Origin of the sequence: Ruegeria sp. MALMAid1280 (genome assembly GCF_049195285.1) — a bacterium.
In the GTDB taxonomy this organism is placed as follows: Bacteria; Pseudomonadota; Alphaproteobacteria; order Rhodobacterales; family Rhodobacteraceae; genus Ruegeria.
Map to the genome: position 1 here is coordinate 20,495 of NZ_JBMIRT010000048.1, position 22,546 is coordinate 43,040.

Consider the following 22,546-nt stretch of genomic DNA (forward strand, 5'->3'; position numbering starts at 1 on the left):
GCAAACAGGCTGGACGTGTCGGTCCAAACCGCTAAACCCATCCGCAGCGAACAGGAAGGAGAACCCGATGGCGTTGGCTTTGGGGGTGGATACGGGCGGAACCTACACCGATGCGGTGCTGGTCCGGGATGAGCGTGAGGTGATCGCCTCGGCCAAGTCTCTGACCACGCGGGCGGATCTGGCGATTGGTGTGGGCAAGGCGATTCAGGCGGTTCTGGATGCGGCGCAGGTGGCGCCAGAGCAGATATCGATGGCGTCGCTGTCGACCACGTTGGCGACAAATGCCTTGGTCGAAGGGCAGGGTGGGCGCGTCGCGTTGATCTATATCGGATTCAAGGATGGCGATCTGGACAAACACGGGCTGCGGGACGCATTGAAGGGCGATCCGTCGCTGGTGGTCGGGGGTGGTCACACTCATGCTGGGGGCGAAGCAGCGCCGTTAGACGTGGCGGCGCTTGAGGCCTTTTTAGACTCTCATATAGGTGTTTCGGGCTATGCGGTCGCCGCGCAATTTGCCACGCGCAACCCGGCGCACGAGCTGGAAGCGGCCCGGATCATTGCCGAACGGACCGGTGCTCCGATCACTTGTTCGCATCAACTGTCGGCCAAGTTGAACGGTCCGAAACGGGCTGTGACCGCCGTGTTGAACGCCCGGCTGATCGGGATGATCGACCGGCTTATCGGACGCGCTCAGGACCGGTTGCAGGAAATGGGTATCGCCGCGCCGTTGATGGTGGTGCGTGGTGACGGCGCCCTGATGAGCGCCGATCAAGCACGCGAGCGCCCGATTGAGACGATCCTCAGCGGGCCGGCCGCATCGATTGTCGGCGCAAGCTGGCTGACGGACACCGAGAACGCCCTTGTGTCGGATATTGGCGGGACCACCACGGATGTGGCACTGATCCGCGACGGCAAGCCTGCGATTGATCCCGCTGGCGCGCAGGTTGGCGGCTTCCGCACCATGGTCGAGGCGGTTGCGATGCGCACTCATGGTCTGGGCGGTGACAGTCAGGTGCATGTAATGACCGAAGGGCTGGGCGGCGGCGTGTTTCTGGGGCCACGGCGGGTGCTGCCCGTTTCGCTGATCGCATCTGAGGCGCCCGAGGCTGTTCATGCCGTGTTGGATACGCAACTGCGGGCAACAACGGTGGGGGAGCATGACACCCGCTTTGCACGCCGCGTTCCCGGCATTCACGCCGAGGGGCTGGGCGCGCGGCAAGAAGATCTGTTGGAGCGGTTGGGTGACCAGGTCCTGCCGCTCAGTGACCTGCTGCGAACCCGGATGGAGAACGGGGCTCTGGCGCGGCTGGTGGATCGCGGGATCGTTCAGGTCTCGGGGGTGACGCCATCGGATGCCAGCCATGTTCTGGGTCGGTTGGATGCCTGGGATGCGGATGCCGCCCACAAGGCGCTGGAACTGATCGCGCGCAAACGGGTTGGCACCGGTGACAGGCTGGCCAAGACGCCGGAGGAACTGGCCCAGATCATCGTCGATCAACTGACCGAACAGACAACATTGACCTTGTTAGAGACTGCTTTTGCGGAAGAGGCAGAAGCGTTTGGTGTGCCATCGACCGAATTGGCGCGCCATGTTCTGACGCAAAAGGGCCTGTCCAGCCATCGCGGGCTGCTGGCGTTGGATACGGCACTGAACGTGGATGTGGTGGGCCTCGGGGCGTCGGCGCCCAGCTACTATCCGGCGGTCGGAGAGCGTCTGCGTTGTCGCATGATCCTGCCGGAACATGCGGGTGTGGCCAATGCCATCGGGGCGGTGGTGGGCCGTTTGACCCTGCGCCGAACGGGCACGGTCACGTCCCCGTCCGAGGGCCGGTTCCGGGTTCACCTTGAAGATGGTCCGCAGGACTTCAACGAATCCGAAGCTGCGCTGGACCTGCTGGAATCGGTGCTGCGGTCTGAGGCTGAGGGGGCCGTCCGTCAGGCCGGGGCCGAAGATATCCGGATCGTGGTCGACCGGGATATCCGAACCGCCCGGATCGAGGCGCAGGACGTGTTTGTCGAGGCCATGATCACCGTCGAAGCCAGCGGCCGTCCGCGCGTGGCGACGGGCTAGCCCCCGCAGGGGCCGCCCCTTTATTCAGCCGCGTCGCGTTTGGGTAGAACCCAATCGGGGCGCGGGAAGTGGCAGGTATAGCCGTTCGGAATCCGCTCAAGATAGTCCTGATGCTCGGGCTCGGCCTCCCAGAAATCGCCGACGGGTTCAACCTCGGTCACCACCTTGCCAGGCCAGATGCCGCTGGCGTTGACGTCCGCGATTGTGTCCAGCGCCACTTGTTTCTGGGCGTCATCCACATAGTAGATGGCCGAGCGGTAGCTCATGCCGCGGTCATTGCCCTGACGGTTCAGTGTGGTGGGATCGTGGATCTGAAAGAAGAACTCCAACAGATCGCGATAGCTGATTTGCGACGGGTCGAACCAGATCTCGATCCCTTCTGCATGGGTGCCGTGGTTACGATAAGTGGCGTTGGGCACGTCACCGCCGGTATAGCCGACGCGGGTGCGCGACACGCCCGTCAGTTTGCGGATCAGGTCCTGCATCCCCCAGAAGCATCCCCCGGCAAGTACGGCGCGTTCTTCGGTCATTGGATATCCTCCACATGGATCAGGTATTCGCCATAGCCTTCGGCCTCCATCTCGTCCCGATGGATAAACCGCAGCGCGGCAGAGTTGATGCAATAGCGTAGCCCGCCATGTTCACGCGGACCATCGGGAAAGACATGTCCCAGATGGCTGTCGCCGTGTTTCGAGCGGACTTCGGTGCGGATCATACCATGGGTGGCGTCGTGAAACTCTTCCACATGCTCATGGATGATCGGTTTGGTGAAACTGGGCCAGCCGCAGCCGGATTCGTACTTGTGGGTCGAGGCGAACAGCGGCTCGCCCGAGACGATATCCACGTATATCCCCGGTTCCTTGTTGCCCAAATATTTGCCGGTGCCGGGACGTTCAGTCCCGCTGCGCTGGGTGACGTGGAACTCTTCGGGGGACAGGGCGGCGATGGCCTCGGGGTCTTTGGTATAACGGGTCATGGCTCCTCCGGTCGTTTTTCTTGTGGCATAATCTGGGGGCAGCGGCGGGGAAATCAAAGACCTATTTCAGCGGCCTCGCGCGTTCGTGCAGGTGATCTGCAACGGGGTTTGGAACGTAATGTCAGAAAAGGGAGGCCAAATCATGCTCAGAATATTTGTATTGACGGTTTTGATCCTGCTCGGCCGGGTGGCGCAGGCGGCACCGCTGGCGGGTGAGTTCGCATCCATCGACGGCGGGACTCTGTCGATCGAGGATTGGAGGGGTCAACCGGTTCTGGTGGTGAACACGGCCTCGCAATGCGGGTTCACCGGGCAATATGCGGCTCTGCAAAAGGTATATGAGGCGTTTTCGGATCAGGGCCTTGTGGTATTGGCGGTGCCGTCGGATTCGTTCAATCAAGAACTGGGTTCGGCCGATGAGGTGAAGGAGTTCTGCGAGATAAACTATGGCCTGACCCTGCCGATGACCGACATCACTCCGGTGAAAGGTGCCGATGCGCACCCGTTCTTCAAGGCGGTCGCGGCGCAGACCGGGTTTGAGCCCCGGTGGAATTTCAATAAGATTCTGTTGGACCCCAATGGTGAGGTTGTTGCCACCTATGGCGCGAACACGAAACCAGATGCGCCCAAGCTGCTGCGTCAAGTCGAGGCCTTACTGCCCTGAGCAGGCTGCCGCGCCAGTTGAACCGCCAGAATACCGAGCGTCGTGATTCCGACCCCAACCGCATCCAGCGGTCCCAGTTTTTCACCCAGCAGGATGGCCGCGATGGTGACACCGAAGACCGGGTTGAGGAAATGGAAGGTCGCTGCGCGGGTGGCGCCGATCCGGTCCAGCAGCAGAACCCAGATCAGCGTCGCCAGAAGGCCGGGGAACAGGGTTGTATAGGTAAAGGCCAGCACCAGCGGCACGGTCGGGTGGATGTAGATCGTCTCAAATACCGGTGCTGCGACAAACAATGCGGCAGAGCCCACCAGCATCTGCAACCCGACCACCATCATGAAGTTGCCGCCCGAGGTGGCGCCGCGAATGGACAATGTGGCAAAGGTCAGTGCCAAGGCCCCAAGGCAACACAGGGCCACGCCGAACATGTCAACACCACCACCGATCCGCGTGCTCATGATCAGGGCCACGCCCGCAAAGCCGGCAAACAGGCCCAGCACCGCAACCGGTCGCAGCTTTTCGCCCAGAAAAACCCATCCCGCCAGCGCCACAAGCAGCGGCATGGTCGAGGCGATGATAGCCGCAAGCGACGCCTCAACCGTTTGCATCGCATAGAAGTTCAGACCCAAATAAAGGGCATTCTGACAGATTCCGAACAGGATTGTCGCCCGCCATTGGGGCCGGGTCAGGTTCCAGCTTTGACCCATGGCGCGCGCAATGGCGACCCCGAGAAGCCCCGAGATCAAAAACCGCAACGCCAGTGAAAACAACGGAGACGCATCTGCGACGATGATCCGGGCCGAGGTGAAAGCCGAGGACCAGATGAACGCAAATGTCAGCCCCATGGCAATGGCGCGAAGGTCCATTCCACTCCCCTCTCAGCACTTTCGCGCACTGTTTATCAATTTCGCATTTACCGCAAGGCGGGTCGCTTTTTTGCGTCAAAAAAGGCACATCCGGTCCACAGCATTAACCCATCAGTCGTTTTTATTGATTGACTCGCCAATAAAAGATAACAGCAGGCGCATCTGAAACATAATGGGAGGTGTGTTAAGTGTTGTTGGAGTACATCCTGTCGTTCGGCGTCCTGCTGGCTTTGGGCCTGGTCGCTTTCTTTGTGGTGAAGTGGTGGAACCTGCGCTGTGTTGGCGTAACCCCCGTTCATCTGTTCACGTTCATCGCTATCCTGTTCACATCCGGTCTGGATGTAGGCCTGATCATGTTCCCGTTGACCGAGTTCGGGGGATACGCCGAGGACCCCGCCTATGCTTTCGCCAACCCGCTGGCCATCGAGTTCGGGTTCTGGGGTTTCCTGATCTGGGCCTTCTACTTCCTGACGGCGTTCTATTTCTGCGTGATCGAACCGCGGGTGAAGTTCTTTGAGATTCCGCTGGTCAAACTGGTCAACAACGTGGTCATCATCGGCACCTGCGCCTTCACCGCCAGCCTGTTCCTGATCTACCTGCCGGGTTACCTGCCCGAGGTTGGTGACGGAGAGTCCGTGGTCGGCACCTTCTATATCATCGTATTCGTCGTCATTCTGGCGGCGGCCTATTCGTCGACCGACCTGAAATACGTGCGCATTCTGTCGGTGGGCTCGACCTTCCTGTTCCTGGCGCTGATCCTTGGCATGTGGGCGGCCGCAGGCATGGGTGTCACCGGGTTCCTGGAAACCGGCAGCAATATCGGTGCCTATTTCGCGAACCTCCACAAGTTCGTCCTGCCGCTGACCGACTATCACGCCTTCTACCTGTTCTGGTGGTTCGCATGGTCGATCATGATCGGCCAATTCACCTCGCGCTTTGTCGGCGGTCTGACCACATGGCAACTGCTGGCGGCGCTGCTGATCTTCCCGTCGATCCCGCTGGGGATCTGGTTCACCGTTCTCTACTACTTCCACCTGAACGGCATCCAGGCTGCGGGCCTCATCAACATCGCAATGGTGATCGTCGGCGTGACCTTCGTGATCAACTCGCTGGACTCGCTGATCCGTCTGTATACCGACAACCTGAACATGACGGTCGAGCGGTTCGGCAAGGCCCCGTACGTTGCGGGCAACGTTGCGCTGCTGTTTGTCCTGACCCTGCTGTTTCAGAGCCAGTGGCTGCAAATCCAGTGGATCGGGGCCGTGGTTGTCGGCCTGTATCTGGCCTGCGTGGTCTATATCCTGATCGCCAAGCGCAAAGAGGTACTGAGCATCGATTCAATGCCCGAGGATCGCGATCTGGATTTCCACAAGGTTGAGACGGTGCACTGAACGGGGTCGGCCAAAAAACTTGAAACGGGCGCTTCGGGCGCCCGTTTTCTTTTAGAGAGGCGTCTTGTCGCGACTGGGTCCGCTTTGCGGACAAAGCTGTCGTCAAAATTTACCGGCAGAACGACTGCTTCGTGCAATTGCTTTATCGACTATCCGTTGCTCACGGTTTGTCTGGCCCTCATAGTGAAGATCATTCGAATAAGGTGCCCGTTCGTTGAATAAGCTTCATTTAGCGGTGGACGAAAGCGGCTTCGGGACAAGTTCTTCTGCGAGAGTGGCAATTGCGTCGACACGCGCGATGCGTCGTGATCCGGGTCGGAAGGTCAGGAAAACGCTGTATGGCCGGTCATTGTGAATTTCGCTTCGCGCACTCGCACACGAAAAAACGCTGCCTGCGCTCGAAATCTGGCGCTGTGACGCGGCGATGAATCCGGCCTTGGGTTCAGCACGCAGCGAGGCTGGACCGGTGGGTTCACAAGGAGCGGACGTAGCCGTCATCAAAGTCGATTGCGTGAAGGTCTGCTTTCGTTACCAATCTCTAGTTGGGTCCTAAAGGATGCTAACGCGGCTCAAGTCCGCAACATACGCCACTTCTGGCGGATTAGGATTTCGCCAGTGGCGGTATCCAAAGTGAACACCCGCAGGATGTTGTAGCTGGATCGCCCTTTACCCTGTTCAATCGCCTCAAGGGTGATGCGCGCGGCGAGGTTAGTTTCCGGAATGATGGGCTTGGCAAAGCGAATTTCGCTGATTTCTGCACCAATCAACGGCTGGCCACCAAAAGGGCGAGCCTCGACCGCCATACGCATTGTGAGGGCCAGTGCGTGCCAACCGCTGGCGACAAGTGACCCAAAGAAACTGTCCAAGGCCGCGCTCTCGTCGACGTGCATCGGTTGCGGGTCAAACTCTTTCGCGAATTCAACCATTGCCTCTTTGGTGAGCCGCATTGATCTACTGGTGATGGACTGCCCAACTGCAAGCGATGTCGGTTCAGCCATGCATTTTCGCGCCCTTGGTGATTTTATCGACGATCTTCGTGTCCGCGCGGAGGGCTATGCCGACGGTGTTTGCTTCACTGGCATCGTGTTCGGCAAAAACGGCTCGGTTTGCAGCGTCATGACCGGTCGCAAACATCTCTTCGATGTAGGCAACAGTTTCCACATCACGGCTGTGAGCACGATTACGAATGTTCGTCATGACGTTGGCAGCACCCGTCAACACGATCACAGGCTGGACTGACATCGGAAGATGCACATTGCCGTCGGCGTCTCTGTAATGTTCGCCGATGATGTCAGGGTTGGCACCCGCAATCCCACTCATAAGAAAGGCGGTCACATTGAGCTTCTGCCAGGTCGCAAGGTCGTCACGCACAATGATTGCTATCTTGGTATCGAACATTCTCAGGCTTTCTACTTGGTTTGCAGCGCCGCGAGGGTCTGAAGGCTCTTGCGCACACTAGGTGCCGATTGACTTAACTCGGCATCGATTTCGTCGTTCAATTCATCCATGCCGGCTTGCATAGCAGGCAGTGATTTCACGCCGTGCGAGGTGAGGAGCAGTCGATAGAGTCGTCTGTCTGCTGGGTCGGCTTCCCTCATGAGAAGATTAAGCCCTTCCAGGCGGTCGATGACGCCAACAATTGTAGCACTGTCGATCATCAAGGCCGCTCCAACTTCTGCTGCAGTTGGCCGATCCGCCTCGGACACGGCTTGGAGCACCGCAAATTGGATGGGTGTTACTCCAAACGGTGACAGACGCGCGCGCGATAGGCGCGCTATTGTCTTTGCCGCAGCACTTGCCTGAAAACTGATGCAGTCGCGAATATGTTCCATGCAAACTAATTACTTGTATACAAGCTTCTTGTAAAGTACAATGTGCTAAGCACGTTTCTCCTTCATCGATGCAGGGGCTCTATCGCCAGATAGCAGCAGTCTCAGGACTCGACCAATATGGTGCTTTTCCGGACTACACCGCAGGTCAATTTGAGGAGCTTCGCGACAGTCTAAGCAGTATCATGGAGAACAATATGACATTTGAAATCGCGCCATTGGTTCCGGAGCTTTGGTGCACTGACTTCGAAGAATCGATGAAGTTCTACACTGAATCCATCGGCTTTGAAGTCGTCCAACAGCGAGGCCATGATCCCCACGCATACATATCTTTGAACCAAGCTCAGATCATGCTTGCACATTGGACAATCGATGGAGGCTGGGAGCCTTGGCATCCTAAGCCGATGGAGCGACCCTTCGGACGTGGGATAAATTTCCAGTTTTTGGTTCACAACGTACAGGGTCTGTATGATCGAATATGCTCAATAGGGATTGAGCCATTCGTCGATATTCATGATGCGGAAGTCTGGAAGACCGGTTGCATGGATACAAGGCGGCAGTTCATAGTTCTTGATCCCGACGGATATCTTTTACGGTTTGCCCAAAGTGTTGGCATGCGCGCGGTCACAGACACCGATCACAAAAGACTGAATCAGAAATATGGAACGCGTTCTTCTTAAAGCTGTTTCGAACTGAGAGTCGCTGCAATGCTGGCAGCACTATTAGTCTGAAACGCAGTCCACTGACATGGAAATGAGCCAAATGAAGATCACCAAACTCAGCGTCTTTCAAAAGGATTTACCCTATGTGGGCGGCGGGCTGGCAGTTGGTGATCTGGCCGCAGACCGCGCGAGGACATTTGACACTTTCAACAGTACTGTAGTGGTCATCGAAACTGACGCGGGCATCAGCGGATGTGGCGAGTCCTGCCCCTGGGGCGCGAGCAATCTCGGGGCGCTGCCTGCCATGCCAGGTCTTGCCAAGGCTTTGTCAGGGAAAGACCCGCGAGAGCTTTACAAAATTGAGCGGATAATGGATGCGGCTATCGAAGGCTACTTCTATGCCAAAAGTGCCGTTGATATGGCCTGCTGGGACATCCTCGGCAAAAGCGCCGGTATGCCGGTTTACATGCTTTTGGGAGGCAAGTTGTGCGATGGTGCCCCGCTCTATCGCTGCGTCATGGAGCAAGAGCACGACAAGATAAAGGCCGAGATAGAGCAGTACAGAGCGGCAGGGTACAGGTATTTCAAACTCAGGGTCGGCATTGAACCCGAACGCGATATCGAACTCATTCGCTTCGCTGTTGGACTGGCTCAGCCGGGAGAGTTTGTTTACGCGGACGCAAATTGTCGGTGGACCCTGCACGACGCTTTGAAAGTTGTGAGGGCGGTCGATGATCTAGATGTCATGATCGAACAACCCTGCCTCACCTACGAAGAGTGTTTGCATGTGCGGGCGCGCACGAACCTGTCGATGAAGCTCGATGAACTCGTGACCAATCAATTCACGGCAGAGCGAATGACGCAAGATCTGATTGCAGACGTCGCCTGTGTGAAAATGGCACGGATAGGTGGCCTGACCAAGGCACGTAGAATACGCGACTACTTCGTAGATCACGGGATCAAAGTCGTACCCGAATGCATGATGGGTGGTGAAATTGTGTCTGCGGCTGTATCCCATTTTGCAGCGTCCACACCCGCAGAGTTGACTTTCAATACGACCGACCTGCATGCCTATCACACAGAGCCGACCGGCACGGCTGCACCGCCGACTTCAGATGGGCGGATGTATTGCCACGATACCCCTGGTTTGGGTGTTGATCCCGATTTCGACAGTTTGGGTGATCCGGTGGCTGTCTTCGAGTAAGGGAAACAGCGGAGATCCCACTAAAGCTGAACATCATGCGTGTTTCAGCATTGGATAAAATGGGCTTGGTATGAACGTTAGGGCCGGAGGGGATCAGAGTTTGTATCCCCGAGACGCCGAACGGGCGGAGTTACCAAGCGGATTTGTGCTCGAACATCTGAGCGAAGGTGAGTACCGTCATCTCAACGCCAAACAATGAGGGGCTCAAGTTCGAAATTCTGTTGATTGTTGGAATAGGACTTGCTGGTGGTTTCGCTGTCGGTGCGCAAGCTCAAATCGCTGGCTCAATGGGAGATCGCATCGGTGGAGCCGCCGGAAGCTTCAAAGTCCACCTTGGAGGCGCTCTCGCGTCGCTTGCGCTGCTGATCGTCCGGCGGGGAGAGAGCATTAGCGAATGGAGGCACTTACCCTGGTATATGTTGGGAAGTGGTTTTCTCGGACTGATCCTGTATCTGACCCTCAGTCAAACCATACCAAAACTGGGGGCAACATCCGCTATTTCATTGGTTGTTGTCGGCCAGCTTCTGGTGGGGCTGCTGATCGATCACTTCGGTCTATTTGATGCCTCTGTCAGAAGCATCGATTCAATGCGAATTGCCGCAGCTGTCCTGCTCTTGGCCGGAGCCTATATGATGTTACGCTAAAATCGCATTCAGCCTTTAAGCGTCCGTGTCGGGCTCGGTGCAATCCTCTGACGGTTTCGATCTCCCTTCGCGGAGCGGTAAATCATTGAGTAGGCGGAAGCAGTGCGGGACAGACCCGCCTTTTGCTCAAGCAGCCATTGCTGACGCGGCATTCGTTCGCGGGAGCAGCACGAATAACTCTGCGTTGCAACTGACGTCACCAGAATGGTCATTCTCGGCCGCGGTGAAGCGCAGGTCAAAAGCCGCCTCTTTACTGCAACCAAGGTCGAACATTAACCATTGCACAGGCAAGACCGATGGCGTCGACCGAGCCGCCTTGCAAATCTGGCACTACATGATCTCAGGCGTTAAATCCTATCGTGAAAACGCTAGGGATGAAGTCACGCCATCGGCGCGTTTGGCGATGTTGATTTAGCACAGCCTGAAAGAAAATGTATCATTGGGACTGAATGCAGTACCGAGGAAACTGTGCAGCCAACAATGTTAGTTCGACGCTTCAAGCCTCGGTCAGGTGTTTCCTGACAGTCGGATCGATCTTATTGCTTTGGATTGGGTAGATACCACAGGCAGCAATAGCCTCGCGCGCTGATACACGCTCGTGCAAGCGTTTCCAAATTGTTTTGGCTGCGTAGGGATGCGGGTAAGGGCGCCATGCGACGCCCATAGTCATTCCTCGCAGATACTTCAATTGTTGACGGTGCGCCGAGTACAGGATCGTATTGGCAACGCAGCCTTCACGCGCGAGCTCGTGTTCAGTCACAAATATCCTGTTTCCCCGCATTGTCACCAAGCCAGCATAGCGCGAAATCTGATGCGTGCTTTTGTCTGGGGATGTGGCAATTTCCCGAGAGCGGATCGTGACAAGCCCTTCAACTTCCTGGATGCGTATTAGCGAGCAGAATATCTTTCCTTCCCAAGAGGGCGTGCAAAAATATGAATGGTAGAAACCTACGTAACGTCTGAGGTTTTTCTGTTGATCCCGAAAGGGATCCAGAAACACATCTGTGGGCGTTTTGCCAATTTGTGGCCGAACACCCTTTAGCATGCGTTCAAAGCTTGTTGTTTCCGCGAAGAGTTCGGCCTCGGTCAGATCGAAATGGCGTGCAATGCGGCGCATGTTGTGGGCCGAAGGCAGGCTAGAGCCATTCAGGTAACGATTGAACTGCTGTCTGTTGACGCCGATATCGCGGCAAATCTGCGAAATACTGCCGTGTTCTGCGCATAAAGACTTTAGGTTTGCAGAAAAATTCTCTGACACAGGCACAACCTTTCGCGTTTTGACGCTATTCCGCGACAAATAGCATTAATTCGCACAAGTTCGCACAATTTGTTTTTCTGCAAACTGGTTTCTTCTTTGGCATCAGCTCGCAACAGACAAGCCGCCAGATGCCGATTGAAACCATTGAAAACACATGGATCACACTCTCCGATGGGCGGAGGCTTGCTGCGCGGCTCTGGTTATCCGGAGCAGGCCCTGCACCGGCCATTCTGGAATACCTGCCTTACCGCAAACGCGACGGTACAGCGCCGAGAGATGAAACCACACACACAGTTTTTGCCGAGGCGGAGTATGCCTGCATTCGGGTCGACATAGCCGGCACCGGTGACAGCGAAGGGCAATTCGACGACGAGTATTCCGAACAGGAGCTGTGTGATGGTGAAGAAGTCATAGCCTGGATCGCCGCGCAGGATTGGTGTGACGGCCAGGTTGGGATGATCGGAATATCGTGGGGTGGGTTTAACGGTTTGCAACTGGCCTTCCGGCAACCACCTGCTTTGAAGGCGGTGGTCAGCGTTGCCTCGACCGTAGATCGGTTTGCGGACGATATCCATTTCATGGGCGGGTGCTTGCTGAGCGACAACATGAACTGGGGCAGTCAAATGTTTGCTTATCTGACCCGCCCCGCTGATCCGGACCTTCGCGCGGACTGGCGTGAGGACTGGTTGGCCAGACTTAATAACGTGCCATTCTCAGCCGCAGATTGGCTGCGCCACCAGACGCGTGATGCATTTTGGCGGCACGGCTCGGTTTGCGAGGATTGGTCCGCAATCCAAACCCCCGTTTTGGCCATCACGGGTTGGGCAGATGCCTACGTCAATGCGCCCCCGGCTTTGGCGGCCAATCTGACGGTGCCAACCAAGGCCACCATCGGGCCATGGGAACACCGTTATCCCCATATCTCGAAACTCGACCCTGCAGACTTTCATTCCGAAGTGATCGGCTGGTTTGACCGCTGGCTGAAGGGGCAGGAAAATGGGGCCGAGGACCTGCCTGCGTACCGGGCTTACATGCAGGAACATTTCAATCCGACGGCGCACAACTCTGCCCGGAAAGGTCGTTGGATTGCAGAAACCGCTTGGCCGTCGCCGCATGTGTCAGAACAGGTCTGGCATTTAACACCCGGCGGGTTCTCACGGGAACCGGCTACAGGCTCGGTTGCTATAACGTCACCCAGTCATGTCGGTGCGGACGGCGGGTATTTCTGTGCGGGCATGCGGATCGACAATGAGCTTGCCGGGGATCAGACAAGGGATGATGCCCTGTCGGTATGTTTTGACAGCGCGCCGCTACAAGCCCCGCTGGAACTGCTGGGCCGCGCAAAGCTAAAGTTCCGGTTCTCGGTAGATCAGCCCGTTGCCCAGCTTGTCGCTAGGCTCTGCGATGTCTCGCCTGAAGGTGTATCGCAGCGCATAAGCTATCGTCCGTTGAACCTGTGCCACTACCATGGCCACGAAACGCCCGAAACCTTGCAACCGGGTGAAATCTATGAGGCCGAGATTGCCCTGAACGAATGCGCGCATCATCTGCGCGAGGGGCACGTTTTGCGGCTGGCGCTGTCGACGTCGTACTGGCCGATCGTCTGGCCAGCACCGCATTCGGCCGAGGTGACTTTGCAATTGAGTGATTGCGCCCTGCACCTGCCGGTACGCGAGGTCACACAAGAGATTCAAGCGTCGGAACCCGGTCCGGCGCAGGACTATCCGGTTCTAGCCGCTGAACAATTGCGCCCGCCATCCTCGCAATCCGAACGCATCATGACCGATGACGGACAGGTCTTGCTAAAGACGTTTGATGACTATGGCAAAACGCGCGACCCCTATCACGATCTGATCGTCGGCAGTGACGTGCGCATGCGCTACGGCATTCACCCCGATGATCCGGCATCTGCGTGTTTTGAGACCGCCTGGAATTTCACGTTTGAACGGGCGGATTGGCAGGTCGCCATCTCGACCGAATGCCGGATGACCTGCGATGCGCAGAATTTTTATCTCGACCGCAAGCTACGCGCCACCGAAGGCGCGGATGAAATCGAAGTTCTGACGAAAGAATGGTCCGAAACCGTTCCGCGCGGGCTTCTGTGACTTAATCCAAGGGAGGATACAATGAAGATCGAATGGACAAAGGCCAATGTAGGCCGCCGGGGATTCCTGAAAGGTGCAACCGCGCTTGGAGCCGCCACGGCGTTTCCGATGGGGTGGGCGAACCGCGCGTTTGCGGCAGATGACGGCGTTTTGAGGGTGCGGGCCTATGGCGACGCACAAAACATGGACCCGGCCCATTCCGTTGGTGTCGTTGAAGAAGAGGTTCATGCCTCGATCTACAACAAGCTGATTCAGTACAAACCGGGCGAGGAATGGGGCTGGCAGTTGGATGCGGCCACGACGATCGAGCAGGTTGATCCGACCCATATCAAGTTCGCATTGCGTGACGATATCGGGTTTACCAACGGATTTGGCGCCATGACCGCCGAGGACGTCAAGTTCAGTATGGAACGGATCGTGGACGACGCGACCGACAGTCCGAACAAGCCCGACCTGGGGCCGTTCAGCCACGTGGATGTGACTGGTGAGCGTGAAGGTACGATTGTGCTGAACAAACCGTTTGCACCGATCTGGTCGATTGCCCTGCCGTATATCACGGGCAACATTGTCTCGAAAGCGGCGGTCGAAGCCGCCGGTGGCCGGATCGGTGCTGATCCGGTGGCAGAGTCCGGCCCGTATCTGCGGGACAGCTGGTCGCCCAAGGAAAAGACTGTTCTTAAGCGTAACCCCGACTGGAAAGGGGATGCCCCCACCTGGGACACTGTCGAGATCTATCCGATTGACGATGAAAACACCGCCGAGATTGCGTTCGAGGCCGGTGAACTGGACGTAACGCGCGTGTCGCTGGGCTCGGTCGAGCGTTACCGCGCCGGGGTTCCCAACGGTGGATCACTGGTTGAGAAACCCTCGCTCTATTATGTCTGGATGGGCATGAACGTTGAGCATCCAAAGCTGCAAAACCAAAAACTGCGGCAGGCGATTCAACACGCGGTGGATGTCCCCAGTATTCTGGAGGCCGCGTATTTTGGTGCTGCTGAACCAGCGACGGGCATCATCGCGCCGGGTCTTGCCGGGCATCGGCCATCTTCGCTTGTGCCACCGGCAGCAGACTTTGAGAAAGCGGCGCAGCTGCTCGCGGAGTCCGGTGAGACAAACGTCACACTGACCCTCGATACGTTGAACAAGACGACGTTCACAACTACCGCCCAGATCATTCAGGCTACGCTGGCGCAGATCGGGATCACTGTTGAAGTAAACGTCCTGGAATCCGGTGCGTTCTGGGCGTCGGGTGACAATGAAAACCTGCAGCTTGTTCTGAACCGCTTCTCAATGACCCCTGACCCGTATTATGCGACGTCGTGGTTCACGCCCGAACAGATCGGAAAATGGAACTGGGAACGCTTTAACAGCCCTGAATTCAACGAAATCCATGAAACTGCGGCTGCGGAAACGGATATTGCAAAACGGGCAGAAATGTATCAGCGCGCGCAGGATCTGATGGAAGAAAGCGGGGCCTATCGCTTCATCACCCATGAGGCGACACCGGTCATTCACAGTGCCCGGGTCATTCCTGCACTGCGGCCAGATGGCCTGTCGTTGCTTCGCTATTTCGGCAAGGCGACCTGACCTCCCCGGGTCGACCAGGTACGGCGGGCGCGTGAGGCTCGCCGTGCCAAATTGAACGCCATCAAGCCATAAGGAGCCAGTTGGCCATGCTGAATTTCGCAACCCGTCGCTTCGGGCTGTCGCTGCTCATCCTGTTCGTGGCGGTCACCGTCATGTTCCTGATGATCCGCGCCGTCCCTGGCGATCCGGTCCAGATCATGTTGGGCCCGCGTGCCACGCCCGAGCTTCAGGCCCAACTCACGGCCGCGCTGGGGCTTGATCAACCGATCTGGAAACAGCTTTTGATCTTTTATGGGAATCTTCTGCAAGGAGACCTGGGAACCGATGTCTTTTCGGGCCGGTCCGTGACGGACATCGTATTCCAGCAGTTGCCATATACTCTGGAACTGATTTTTGCGTCGATCCTGTGGTCTGCGACACTGGGCATTGCACTTGGCGCCTATGCGGCTGCACATCCCAACACGCTGATCGACCGGATCGCGGCCGCAATATCTGTCAGCTTCGTGGCTGCACCTGCCTTTGTTGTCGCGCTTCTGGCGCTTTTAGTTTTTGCCGTGCATCTGCAATGGTTTCCAGCCATTGGCGCAGGAGAGGGGTTTTGGGATCGGCTGGACCACTTGGTTTTGCCCGCCTTTGCCATCGGCCTCAGCTGGGTTGGCTATATTGCCCGGCTGGTGCGCGCCTCGATGTTAGAGGTTATGGGCGAAAGCCATGTGCGCACAGCGCGGGCTTTTGGCATCGCCGAACGTCGCGTGGTCATGGTCTATGCGTTGCGCATCGCCATTCTGCCAGTCGTTACCGTGATCGGCGTTGGAATGGGCTTTCTTCTCAGCTCGGCCGTTTTTGCTGAGATTGTCTTTGCCCGACCGGGATTGGGTAAGTTGGTGATCGATAGCATCACGACCCGCAACTACCCGATTGTCATGGGCTCGGTCCTCATTTCAACGGCGCTGTTCGTGGTGTCGACGGCCTTGGCAGACCTGATCAATGCGTTGCTCGATCCACGTGCACGCACGGCTCACTGAGGGGAGAGAGGCATGGAAAAATCTCGTTCCGAACTGGGTCAGATCATCGTCGGCGTTGCCCGTGACCCGCTTGGCCTTATGGGGTTGATCATCGTCGGTGTTATCGTGTTCTGCGCCATCTTCGCCTATTGGATCGTACCCTACGATCCGATTGCGATGGATATCAAATCCCGCATGCAAGGCCCGTCTGCTGCGCACCTGCTGGGTACTGACCAACTGGGCCGCGACACGTTTTCGCGTGTGATCGCCGGGGGTCAGGTCGCGCTCAAGGTGGCGTTGCCGGCCGTGTTCGGCGCGATGGCAATTGGCCTGACGCTGGGCATGATTGCCGGGTATGGGCCGAAATGGCTGGATAACCTTCTGATGCTGTTTTTCGACACCATCAGGTCCTTTCCGACCGTGATGTTCGCGCTGGCTGTTGTTGCCCTGGTTGGTCCCAGCTTGCAGACGGTGGTGTTTGTGGTCATGGCGACCTCGATCCCGACCTATGGGCGCGTGGCGCGGACCCAGACACTGACGTTGCGCAACTCCGAATTCATTCTGGCCGAACGCTCGATGGGGGCCAGCATGGCGCGGATTCTGGGTGTGCATATGCTGCCCAACATCATCGGCGTTCTGGCGGTGCTGGCGGCGATGGATATCCCCACGGTTATCGCGCTTGAGGCTGGCCTGTCCTTTTTGGGACTGGGCGTTAAACCCCCGACACCCAGCTGGGGAGCTTTGCTGAAGGATGGCTATTCGCTGATCCGTCAGACGCCGTGGCTGGTGGTGGGCGGGGGCCTGCCGATCATTCTGGCAACGCTTGGATTCACCTTCCTGGGTGAAAGCCTGCGCGACGTGGTTGATCCGAAATTGAGGAAACAGCGATGACCGACACACTTCTGGAAATCGACCACCTCAGCGTCGACTACGAAACAGGCCGTGGCGATCTTAAGGCCCTGAGGGACATCACTTTCAACGTCAACAAGGGCGAAATCGTCGGTATTGTCGGGGAATCCGGCTGTGGCAAATCCACCTTGATCTCATCCATCCTGCGCCTGACTGCCCCCAATACGCGGTTCCGTGAGGGAGAGGTTCGGTTCAAAGGACAGGACCTGTTGAAGGCGTCCGAGCGTCAGATGCGCGACCTGCGCGGTGCGGACATATCCATTGTCTTTCAGGATCCGATGCAAACGCACAATCCGGTTCTGACCATCGGGCAGCAGATGCTGGACATTCAGCACCGCTCTAAACAGTCAAAGACGGATAAGCTGGCCCACGCGGCCAAAATGCTGGGCGCGGTTGGCATTCCCGATCCCGAAGCGCGCCTGAAGCAGTATCCGCATGAATTCTCTGGCGGGATGCGCCAGCGGATCGCTATCGCGATGGCGTTGATGTCCGAGCCCGATCTATTGATTGCGGATGAACCGACAACTGCGCTGGATGCAACTCTTGAAGTACAGATCATCGAGCGTCTGCAAGAGTTGCAGCGCGAGTTTCATTGCGCCATCCTGTTCATCTCGCACCACTTGGGAGTGATAGCGGAACTCTGCGACCGGGTGGTGGTGATGTATGCCGGTGCGGTTGTCGAAAGCGGGGACGTGCGAGAAATTTTCCACAACCCCAAACACCCTTACACACGCCGCTTGATCGAGTGTGACCCCGGCCACATCAAGGAACGCGCCCGCGTATTGCCGACTATTCCCGGCGAAGTGCCCGATCTGGCCAATCTGCCGGGCGGCTGCATATTCCGGGACCGGTGCGATCAAGCGATGGCGCGCTGCGCCAGCGACGTGCCGCCACTGGATCAATTGAAAGAGGGCCACCACGCCGCGTGCTGGCTGAACCACGAGGAGGTCACATCATGAGCTTGCTGAACGTTGTGGACCTGAACACAAGCTATGGGCCGGTCAATGTGCTGGCAGGTGTCAGCTTTACCGTAGAGCCCGGCGAGACCTACGCGCTGGTCGGTGAAAGCGGTTCTGGCAAAACAACCGTTATTCGTGCCATTGCTGGGCTTGCACCTGCGCAAGATGGCTCGGTTACTTTTGAGGGTCAGGAAATCCGCGGAGCGCCGGAAAGTGTCATGCGCCCCCTGCGCAAAGACATGGCAATGATGTTTCAAGACCCAGTCGGAAGCCTGTCGCCACGCCTGACAATCCGCAGTCTGATCACAGAACCCTATCGCATTCAGGGCATGAAGGATCGCGATCTGGATGCCGAAGCGAAGCGCCTGTTGGAAATGGTCAACCTGCCCACGCATTTTGCGGATCGTTACCCTTATCAGCTGTCAGGCGGTCAGGCACGGCGCGTGGGCGTGGCACGAGCGTTGGCGCTGGAACCCAAGCTGATCCTTGCGGATGAGCCGACCGCGGGCCTTGATGTGTCGGTGCAGGGTGAGCTCTTGAACCTGCTCAACGATCTGCGCGAAAGGCTGGGGCTGGCGATGGTGATCATCACCCATAACCTCAGCGTCGTGCGCCACGTTGCCGACAGAATGGGCATCATGTATCTGGGTCGATTGGTAGAAGAAGGTACGACTGAGGCGATATTCAACGACCCCCGACACCCCTATACGCGCTGCCTTCTGAGTGCCAACCCAGAGCCGGACCCGGATGCGCGATTGGAACGGATCGCCCTCAAAGGGGAACCTCCCAGCCTGCTGAAACGCCCCTCGGGTTGCGAATTCCGCGAACGTTGTCCTTTTGCCAAGGACATTTGCACCCAGACCCCGGAATGGGAAGTGGACGGCGACCACGGGCTGCGCTGTCTGGCCCCGCTGTCGTAATAGGAAGACCGATGCCAAGCACTCTCTATTTCAATGGCACAATCCTGACGATGGATGCGCAGAACTCGTCACCAGAGGCAGTTCTGACCGAAGGAAGCCGAATTCAGGCAGTGGGCGCCGAGGCTGATCTGCGCCCACGCATGACGGCGGACTCTCAGGAATACAACCTTCAGGGTCGTACTTTGATGCCTGCGTTTATCGACCCACACGGGCATTTCCCAGATCCGGGGTTTATCCGTCTGTTCCGTGTCAACTTGTCGTCACCTCCGTTAGGAGATTGTAGCCAAATGGCGCAGGCGCTGGACAGGCTGCGAGAGAAGGCCGACGCAACGCCTGAGGGCGAATGGGTCATGGGGGTGTCGTTCGACAATACGTCCATTCTGGAAGGTCGAATGCCCACGCGGGCCGAGTTAGACACTGTTTCACAACGCCATCCGATTTGGGTTATTCATGCGTCAGGTCATAGTGGTGCGGCAAATTCCCTTGCGCTTGAGAGACGCGGAGTAAACCGTCAAACCCCCGACCCGGAAGGCGGCCGTTTTGGCCGGGATTCTGAAACCGGGGCGTTGAATGGGCTGATCGAAGGTCTCTCGGCCATGGGTCAGATGGGCGATACCGATTTCCTGATCGATCGCGAAAGATTCTGGCAGGGCTTTGACGCCTGTCGCGACGAATACCTGTCCCACGGCGTGACTTACGCCCAAAATGCCTGGGCGTCGCTAGCCATGCTGGATCACTTCGCCAGCCTGCCGGCAGATCAGGATCCGGGAATTGACATAGAGCTTTTGCCTGTTGCTCATCTGGAGCCAGAGCTGTCTGCGCGCTGGATCGGCACCAATTGGCCCGGCAACCCGCATTTCACGCTTGGACCGCGCAAGCTGTTCACTGATGGGTCCTTTCAGTTGCAGACCGCGTATTTGTCTGCCCCGTATTTCAAGCTGGCCAATCCGGATCACCCTTGTGGGATGGTGTATACCTCGCACGAGCAGTTGGATGCCGACGTCAGCAGGCTTCATAGCCAAGGTTTCCAGATTCATTGCCACTGCAATGGTGATGCCGGCGCAGAGATGTTCATAGATGCGGTGGAAAAGGCACTTATGGTGCACCCACGCCAAGATCATCGTCACACTATTATCCACGGCCAGGCCCTGCGGGACGACCAACTAGAGCGTATGGTTCAGCTTGGTCTGACCGTCAGTTTCTTTCCTGCGCATGTCTATTTTTGGGGGGATCGTCATTACGACACCTTCTTGGGGCCTGAGCGGTCTGAGCGGATATCGCCGGCGGCGTCGGCTGAACGGTATGGCGTGCGATATACGATCCACAATGATGCCTCGGTCACTCCGACACGTCCGATACACCTGGCCCATTGTGCGGTAAATCGAAGAACCGTTTCAGGCCGCGTGCTGGGTGAGGGTCAAAAAATCAACGTTCTGTCGGCTCTGCGTGCACAGACCATCAACGCCGCTTGGCAGGTATTCAAGGAAGACCAACGCGGATCAATCGAACCGGGTAAAGTCGCGGACTTTGCTGTTCTTTCGCGCAATCCACTGCACGAACCGGACCGCCTGACGGATACACGGGTGCTCGAAACAATTCGCAACGGCCAAAGTGTATTTGCCGCCGCAGATATCGAACAAGAAACCGAGCACACGAAATGACAAACAAGCGAATTGCGGTCGCAGGGTTTCAGCATGAAACCAACTGTTTTGGTGTGACAAAGGCCGGTCTGCACGAGTTTGAAATGGCGGATTCCTGGCCCGGTATGTTGCACGATGGACAGGTCATCTCGGGAACCGAGGGCATGAACCTTCCTATCGCTGGTTTTGCCGCAGCAGCAACGGTGGTGGGGTTTGAGGTCTTTCCGGTACTGTGGTGCTCTGCCGAGCCATCCGCCCATGTAACGGATCATGCGTTCGAAACGATTTGTGCGATGATGTTGAGCGGAATTCGGGACGCAGGGCACATTGATGGCGTCTACCTAGATCTCCATGGGGCGATGGTCACCGAAAGCCTTGCTGACGGTGAAGGAGAAATTCTGCGTCGTGTACGTGAAGCCGTCGGTCCCGAAGTTCCAGTGATCGCAAGTTTGGATCTGCATGCCAATGTTTCCGCCGAGATGGTCGAACAGGCGGACTACCTGTCTGTTTTTAGAACCTACCCTCATTTGGATATGGCGGAATCGGGCGCACGATGCGTTCCTGTCCTGCAGCGCTTGTTAGCGGGCGAAACACTATACAAGGCGTTCCAACCGGTGCCTTATCTTGTCCCCTTGCATGCACAGCATACAGGTTCTGCGCCGTTCAACGAAATTTATCAAATGCCGGCAAGATATGAACAGCAGGAAATCCTGGCTGAAATTGCTCTTGGTTTCACAGCGGCGGACTTCCCCGACACCGGACCGTCATGCGTTGTCTACGCATCCAAAGCCGAGAAAGCCGCCGCTGTCGCTGAAGAAATCGTCAACGTGTTTACGTCTCGGGAAGTCGATCTCGATTGCTCGATGTTGACTTTGCAGCAAGCTGTTTTGACATGTCGTCAAAGGCGGGAAAAACCCGTTGTCCTCGCAGATGTCCAAGACAACGCTGGTGCCGGTGGAACCTCAGATACTACAGGGTTGCTGGCGGCACTGATTGAGGGCGGGACAAAAAATGCATTGATGGGTTTGTTCCACGATCCGGAAAGTGCAAAGCAAGCTCATGAAGCCGGCGAAGGTGCATTGGTCAAACTGGCCATCGGCGCAAAGTCTGACCTGGCGGGACATTTTCCGGTTAAAGCCGAGTTTGAAGTTCTGGCTTTGGGGGACGGCACTTGCCGCTATATCGGCGAAATGTATGGCGGTGGTGTAGCAACACTGGGCAAGACGGCAGCGCTGCGTCTGGTTGGACACGAGGCCGAGATTGACCTCGTCGTTACAAGCGTACGTAACCAATGTCTGGATCGCGCGCATTTTACGCACATCGGGCTGAATCCGACGAGTTACTCGGTGATTTGTGTCAAGAGCACCACACACTTTCGAGCAGACTTCGAACCGATTGCAGGAGATATATTTCCGGTCTCTTCGCCAGGTGCTTTTCTCTGCGACCTGGAAAAAGTCCCTTACAACTGTATAACCAGAAGGTTGCCCTGCACTGGCGGCGCTTCATTTAGCCAACACAAAGATATAGGCCCATTGAACTCTGAACATCCCATTCTGAGAGCGTTGCTTCCTTAGTTATCGAACACAACCGCTCGGCGCTAAATGTTTGAGTACCAAATTCGTTCCCCTTTTTCGCTAGCCAGTCATAGAGAGAAAATTCGCGATCTGGAGGGTTCTGTTCGGTCACTTGATTGCGTGATAACTATGTAACAGAGGGCGGTGGCCCAGGACGTATTCCCTTGAGTAAGCAAACTTTAATGCAAGCTCAGTTTGTCAGCGACACATAAATTTAATCCTTGTTATTCACTGCGGACATCTTGAATGACCGTTCGATACGCCTCGCGGCGGCGCCAATAATGAT

At 56.9% G+C, this 22,546-nt stretch carries 21 protein-coding genes; 14 read left to right on the forward strand and 7 right to left on the reverse strand.

Annotated elements, in window-relative coordinates; genetic code table 11:
- Nucleotides 1-67: 67 nt before the first annotated feature.
- The gene (locus ACOQFT_RS11415; protein ID WP_421598048.1) at nucleotides 68-2,071 is read left to right on the forward strand and encodes a hydantoinase/oxoprolinase family protein; all 2,004 of its coding nucleotides are present in this window, start codon (nucleotides 68-70) and stop codon (nucleotides 2,069-2,071) included.
- Between the two features lie 20 nt (nucleotides 2,072-2,091).
- Here the strand turns inward: ACOQFT_RS11415 and msrA are convergent, their stop codons facing one another.
- Nucleotides 2,092-2,601: a peptide-methionine (S)-S-oxide reductase MsrA gene (gene msrA / locus ACOQFT_RS11420; protein WP_421598049.1), complete on the reverse strand. Its 510-nt coding sequence runs from the start codon at nucleotides 2,599-2,601 to the stop codon at nucleotides 2,092-2,094.
- A complete protein-coding gene (msrB, locus tag ACOQFT_RS11425) occupies nucleotides 2,598-3,047 on the reverse strand; it encodes a peptide-methionine (R)-S-oxide reductase MsrB (RefSeq protein WP_170334459.1) in 450 nt (149 codons plus the stop codon). Before msrB ends, msrA begins: the two co-directional genes overlap by 4 nt.
- 142 nt (nucleotides 3,048-3,189) lie before the next feature.
- On the opposite strand from msrB, the gene ACOQFT_RS11430 reads away from it, so the two are divergent.
- Nucleotides 3,190-3,711 (forward strand): glutathione peroxidase, encoded by a 522-nt coding sequence (locus ACOQFT_RS11430; RefSeq protein WP_421598050.1) that lies wholly within the window; start codon nucleotides 3,190-3,192, stop codon nucleotides 3,709-3,711.
- Here the strand turns inward: ACOQFT_RS11430 and ACOQFT_RS11435 are convergent.
- On the reverse strand, nucleotides 3,687-4,574 hold the full coding sequence (locus tag ACOQFT_RS11435) for a DMT family transporter (RefSeq protein ID WP_421598051.1): 888 nt from the start codon (nucleotides 4,572-4,574) through the stop codon (nucleotides 3,687-3,689). The two genes, ACOQFT_RS11430 and ACOQFT_RS11435, sit on opposite strands and share 25 nt — an antisense overlap.
- A 194-nt stretch (nucleotides 4,575-4,768) precedes the next feature.
- On the opposite strand from ACOQFT_RS11435, the gene ACOQFT_RS11440 reads away from it, so the two are divergent.
- Complete coding sequence (locus tag ACOQFT_RS11440) at nucleotides 4,769-5,965, forward strand: BCCT family transporter (protein WP_421598107.1); 1,197 nt, start codon at nucleotides 4,769-4,771, stop codon at nucleotides 5,963-5,965.
- Between the two features lie 569 nt (nucleotides 5,966-6,534).
- Here ACOQFT_RS11440 and ACOQFT_RS11445 read toward each other — a convergent pair.
- Genes ACOQFT_RS11445 through ACOQFT_RS11455 form a run of 3 tightly spaced genes read right to left on the reverse strand, consistent with a single transcriptional unit; the run spans nucleotide 6,535 to nucleotide 7,797 of the window.
- Nucleotides 6,535-6,963, reverse strand: coding sequence for a MaoC/PaaZ C-terminal domain-containing protein (locus ACOQFT_RS11445; RefSeq protein WP_421598052.1), 429 nt, complete (start codon nucleotides 6,961-6,963; stop codon nucleotides 6,535-6,537).
- Nucleotides 6,956-7,363, reverse strand: a complete 408-nt coding sequence (locus tag ACOQFT_RS11450) for a DUF2000 family protein (RefSeq protein WP_421598053.1) — start codon at nucleotides 7,361-7,363, stop codon at nucleotides 6,956-6,958. Before ACOQFT_RS11450 ends, ACOQFT_RS11445 begins: the two co-directional genes overlap by 8 nt.
- An 11-nt stretch (nucleotides 7,364-7,374) precedes the next feature.
- Nucleotides 7,375-7,797 (reverse strand): MarR family winged helix-turn-helix transcriptional regulator, encoded by a 423-nt coding sequence (locus tag ACOQFT_RS11455; protein WP_421598054.1) that lies wholly within the window; start codon nucleotides 7,795-7,797, stop codon nucleotides 7,375-7,377.
- A 194-nt stretch (nucleotides 7,798-7,991) separates the two neighbouring features.
- Here ACOQFT_RS11455 and ACOQFT_RS11460 point away from each other — a divergent pair, with 194 nt between their 5' ends.
- The 3 genes from ACOQFT_RS11460 (at nucleotide 7,992) to ACOQFT_RS11470 (ending at nucleotide 10,304) form a co-directional block, all read left to right on the forward strand.
- Nucleotides 7,992-8,474 (forward strand): VOC family protein, encoded by a 483-nt coding sequence (locus ACOQFT_RS11460; RefSeq protein WP_421598055.1) that lies wholly within the window; start codon nucleotides 7,992-7,994, stop codon nucleotides 8,472-8,474.
- Between the two features lie 82 nt (nucleotides 8,475-8,556).
- Nucleotides 8,557-9,660, forward strand: a complete 1,104-nt coding sequence (locus ACOQFT_RS11465) for a mandelate racemase/muconate lactonizing enzyme family protein (protein ID WP_421598056.1) — start codon at nucleotides 8,557-8,559, stop codon at nucleotides 9,658-9,660.
- Nucleotides 9,661-9,827: 167 nt separating this feature from the next.
- On the forward strand, nucleotides 9,828-10,304 hold the full coding sequence (locus ACOQFT_RS11470; RefSeq protein WP_421598057.1) for a DMT family transporter: 477 nt from the start codon (nucleotides 9,828-9,830) through the stop codon (nucleotides 10,302-10,304).
- 496 nt (nucleotides 10,305-10,800) lie between these two features.
- Here ACOQFT_RS11470 and ACOQFT_RS11475 read toward each other — a convergent pair whose 3' ends face one another.
- Nucleotides 10,801-11,562 carry a helix-turn-helix transcriptional regulator gene (locus tag ACOQFT_RS11475; RefSeq protein ID WP_421598058.1) on the reverse strand — a complete coding sequence of 254 codons (762 nt, stop codon included), beginning with the start codon at nucleotides 11,560-11,562 and terminating at the stop codon, nucleotides 10,801-10,803.
- A gap of 128 nt (nucleotides 11,563-11,690) precedes the next feature.
- On the opposite strand from ACOQFT_RS11475, the gene ACOQFT_RS11480 reads away from it, so the two are divergent.
- From ACOQFT_RS11480 to ACOQFT_RS11515, 8 genes are all read left to right on the forward strand, one after another.
- Nucleotides 11,691-13,667 carry a CocE/NonD family hydrolase gene (locus ACOQFT_RS11480; protein ID WP_421598059.1) on the forward strand — a complete coding sequence of 659 codons (1,977 nt, stop codon included), beginning with the start codon at nucleotides 11,691-11,693 and terminating at the stop codon, nucleotides 13,665-13,667.
- Between the two features lie 21 nt (nucleotides 13,668-13,688).
- Nucleotides 13,689-15,254, forward strand: a complete 1,566-nt coding sequence (locus ACOQFT_RS11485; RefSeq protein ID WP_421598060.1) for an ABC transporter substrate-binding protein — start codon at nucleotides 13,689-13,691, stop codon at nucleotides 15,252-15,254.
- A gap of 86 nt (nucleotides 15,255-15,340) precedes the next feature.
- Entirely contained in the window at nucleotides 15,341-16,279 is a 939-nt protein-coding gene (locus ACOQFT_RS11490) for an ABC transporter permease (protein WP_421598061.1), read from the forward strand.
- Between the two features lie 12 nt (nucleotides 16,280-16,291).
- Nucleotides 16,292-17,149, forward strand: a complete 858-nt coding sequence (locus tag ACOQFT_RS11495; protein WP_170400275.1) for an ABC transporter permease — start codon at nucleotides 16,292-16,294, stop codon at nucleotides 17,147-17,149.
- Nucleotides 17,146-18,126, forward strand: a complete 981-nt coding sequence (locus tag ACOQFT_RS11500) for an ABC transporter ATP-binding protein (RefSeq protein WP_421598062.1) — start codon at nucleotides 17,146-17,148, stop codon at nucleotides 18,124-18,126. The genes ACOQFT_RS11495 and ACOQFT_RS11500 overlap by 4 nt, the downstream gene beginning before the upstream one ends.
- Nucleotides 18,123-19,046 (forward strand): oligopeptide/dipeptide ABC transporter ATP-binding protein, encoded by a 924-nt coding sequence (locus ACOQFT_RS11505; RefSeq protein WP_421598063.1) that lies wholly within the window; start codon nucleotides 18,123-18,125, stop codon nucleotides 19,044-19,046. The genes ACOQFT_RS11500 and ACOQFT_RS11505 overlap by 4 nt, the downstream gene beginning before the upstream one ends.
- 140 nt (nucleotides 19,047-19,186) lie before the next feature.
- Nucleotides 19,187-20,707, forward strand: coding sequence for an amidohydrolase (locus ACOQFT_RS11510; RefSeq protein WP_421598108.1), 1,521 nt, complete (start codon nucleotides 19,187-19,189; stop codon nucleotides 20,705-20,707).
- Complete coding sequence (locus tag ACOQFT_RS11515; RefSeq protein WP_421598064.1) at nucleotides 20,704-22,260, forward strand: M81 family metallopeptidase; 1,557 nt, start codon at nucleotides 20,704-20,706, stop codon at nucleotides 22,258-22,260. Before ACOQFT_RS11510 ends, ACOQFT_RS11515 begins: the two co-directional genes overlap by 4 nt.
- Nucleotides 22,261-22,546 lie beyond the last annotated feature (286 nt).

Excerpts from the sequence above, each read along its gene's own strand:
- ACOQFT_RS11515 (WP_421598064.1), top strand. The coding sequence starts at position 20,704 with ATGACAAACAAGCGAATTGCGGTCGCAGGGTTTCAGCATGAAACCAAC.
- ACOQFT_RS11450 (WP_421598053.1), bottom strand. The coding sequence starts at position 7,363 with ATGTTCGATACCAAGATAGCAATCATTGTGCGTGACGACCTTGCGACC.
- ACOQFT_RS11495 (WP_170400275.1), top strand. The coding sequence starts at position 16,292 with ATGGAAAAATCTCGTTCCGAACTGGGTCAGATCATCGTCGGCGTTGCC.
- ACOQFT_RS11505 (WP_421598063.1), top strand. The coding sequence starts at position 18,123 with ATGAGCTTGCTGAACGTTGTGGACCTGAACACAAGCTATGGGCCGGTC.
- ACOQFT_RS11435 (WP_421598051.1), bottom strand. The coding sequence starts at position 4,574 with ATGGACCTTCGCGCCATTGCCATGGGGCTGACATTTGCGTTCATCTGG.
- ACOQFT_RS11490 (WP_421598061.1), top strand. The coding sequence starts at position 15,341 with ATGCTGAATTTCGCAACCCGTCGCTTCGGGCTGTCGCTGCTCATCCTG.
- ACOQFT_RS11430 (WP_421598050.1), top strand. The coding sequence starts at position 3,190 with ATGCTCAGAATATTTGTATTGACGGTTTTGATCCTGCTCGGCCGGGTG.
- ACOQFT_RS11510 (WP_421598108.1), top strand. The coding sequence starts at position 19,187 with ATGACGGCGGACTCTCAGGAATACAACCTTCAGGGTCGTACTTTGATG.
- msrA (WP_421598049.1), bottom strand. The coding sequence starts at position 2,601 with ATGACCGAAGAACGCGCCGTACTTGCCGGGGGATGCTTCTGGGGGATG.
- ACOQFT_RS11480 (WP_421598059.1), top strand. The coding sequence starts at position 11,691 with ATGCCGATTGAAACCATTGAAAACACATGGATCACACTCTCCGATGGG.
- ACOQFT_RS11460 (WP_421598055.1), top strand. The coding sequence starts at position 7,992 with ATGACATTTGAAATCGCGCCATTGGTTCCGGAGCTTTGGTGCACTGAC.
- ACOQFT_RS11500 (WP_421598062.1), top strand. The coding sequence starts at position 17,146 with ATGACCGACACACTTCTGGAAATCGACCACCTCAGCGTCGACTACGAA.
- msrB (WP_170334459.1), bottom strand. The coding sequence starts at position 3,047 with ATGACCCGTTATACCAAAGACCCCGAGGCCATCGCCGCCCTGTCCCCC.
- ACOQFT_RS11455 (WP_421598054.1), bottom strand. The coding sequence starts at position 7,797 with ATGGAACATATTCGCGACTGCATCAGTTTTCAGGCAAGTGCTGCGGCA.
- ACOQFT_RS11465 (WP_421598056.1), top strand. The coding sequence starts at position 8,557 with ATGAAGATCACCAAACTCAGCGTCTTTCAAAAGGATTTACCCTATGTG.
- ACOQFT_RS11485 (WP_421598060.1), top strand. The coding sequence starts at position 13,689 with ATGAAGATCGAATGGACAAAGGCCAATGTAGGCCGCCGGGGATTCCTG.
- ACOQFT_RS11445 (WP_421598052.1), bottom strand. The coding sequence starts at position 6,963 with ATGGCTGAACCGACATCGCTTGCAGTTGGGCAGTCCATCACCAGTAGA.
- ACOQFT_RS11415 (WP_421598048.1), top strand. The coding sequence starts at position 68 with ATGGCGTTGGCTTTGGGGGTGGATACGGGCGGAACCTACACCGATGCG.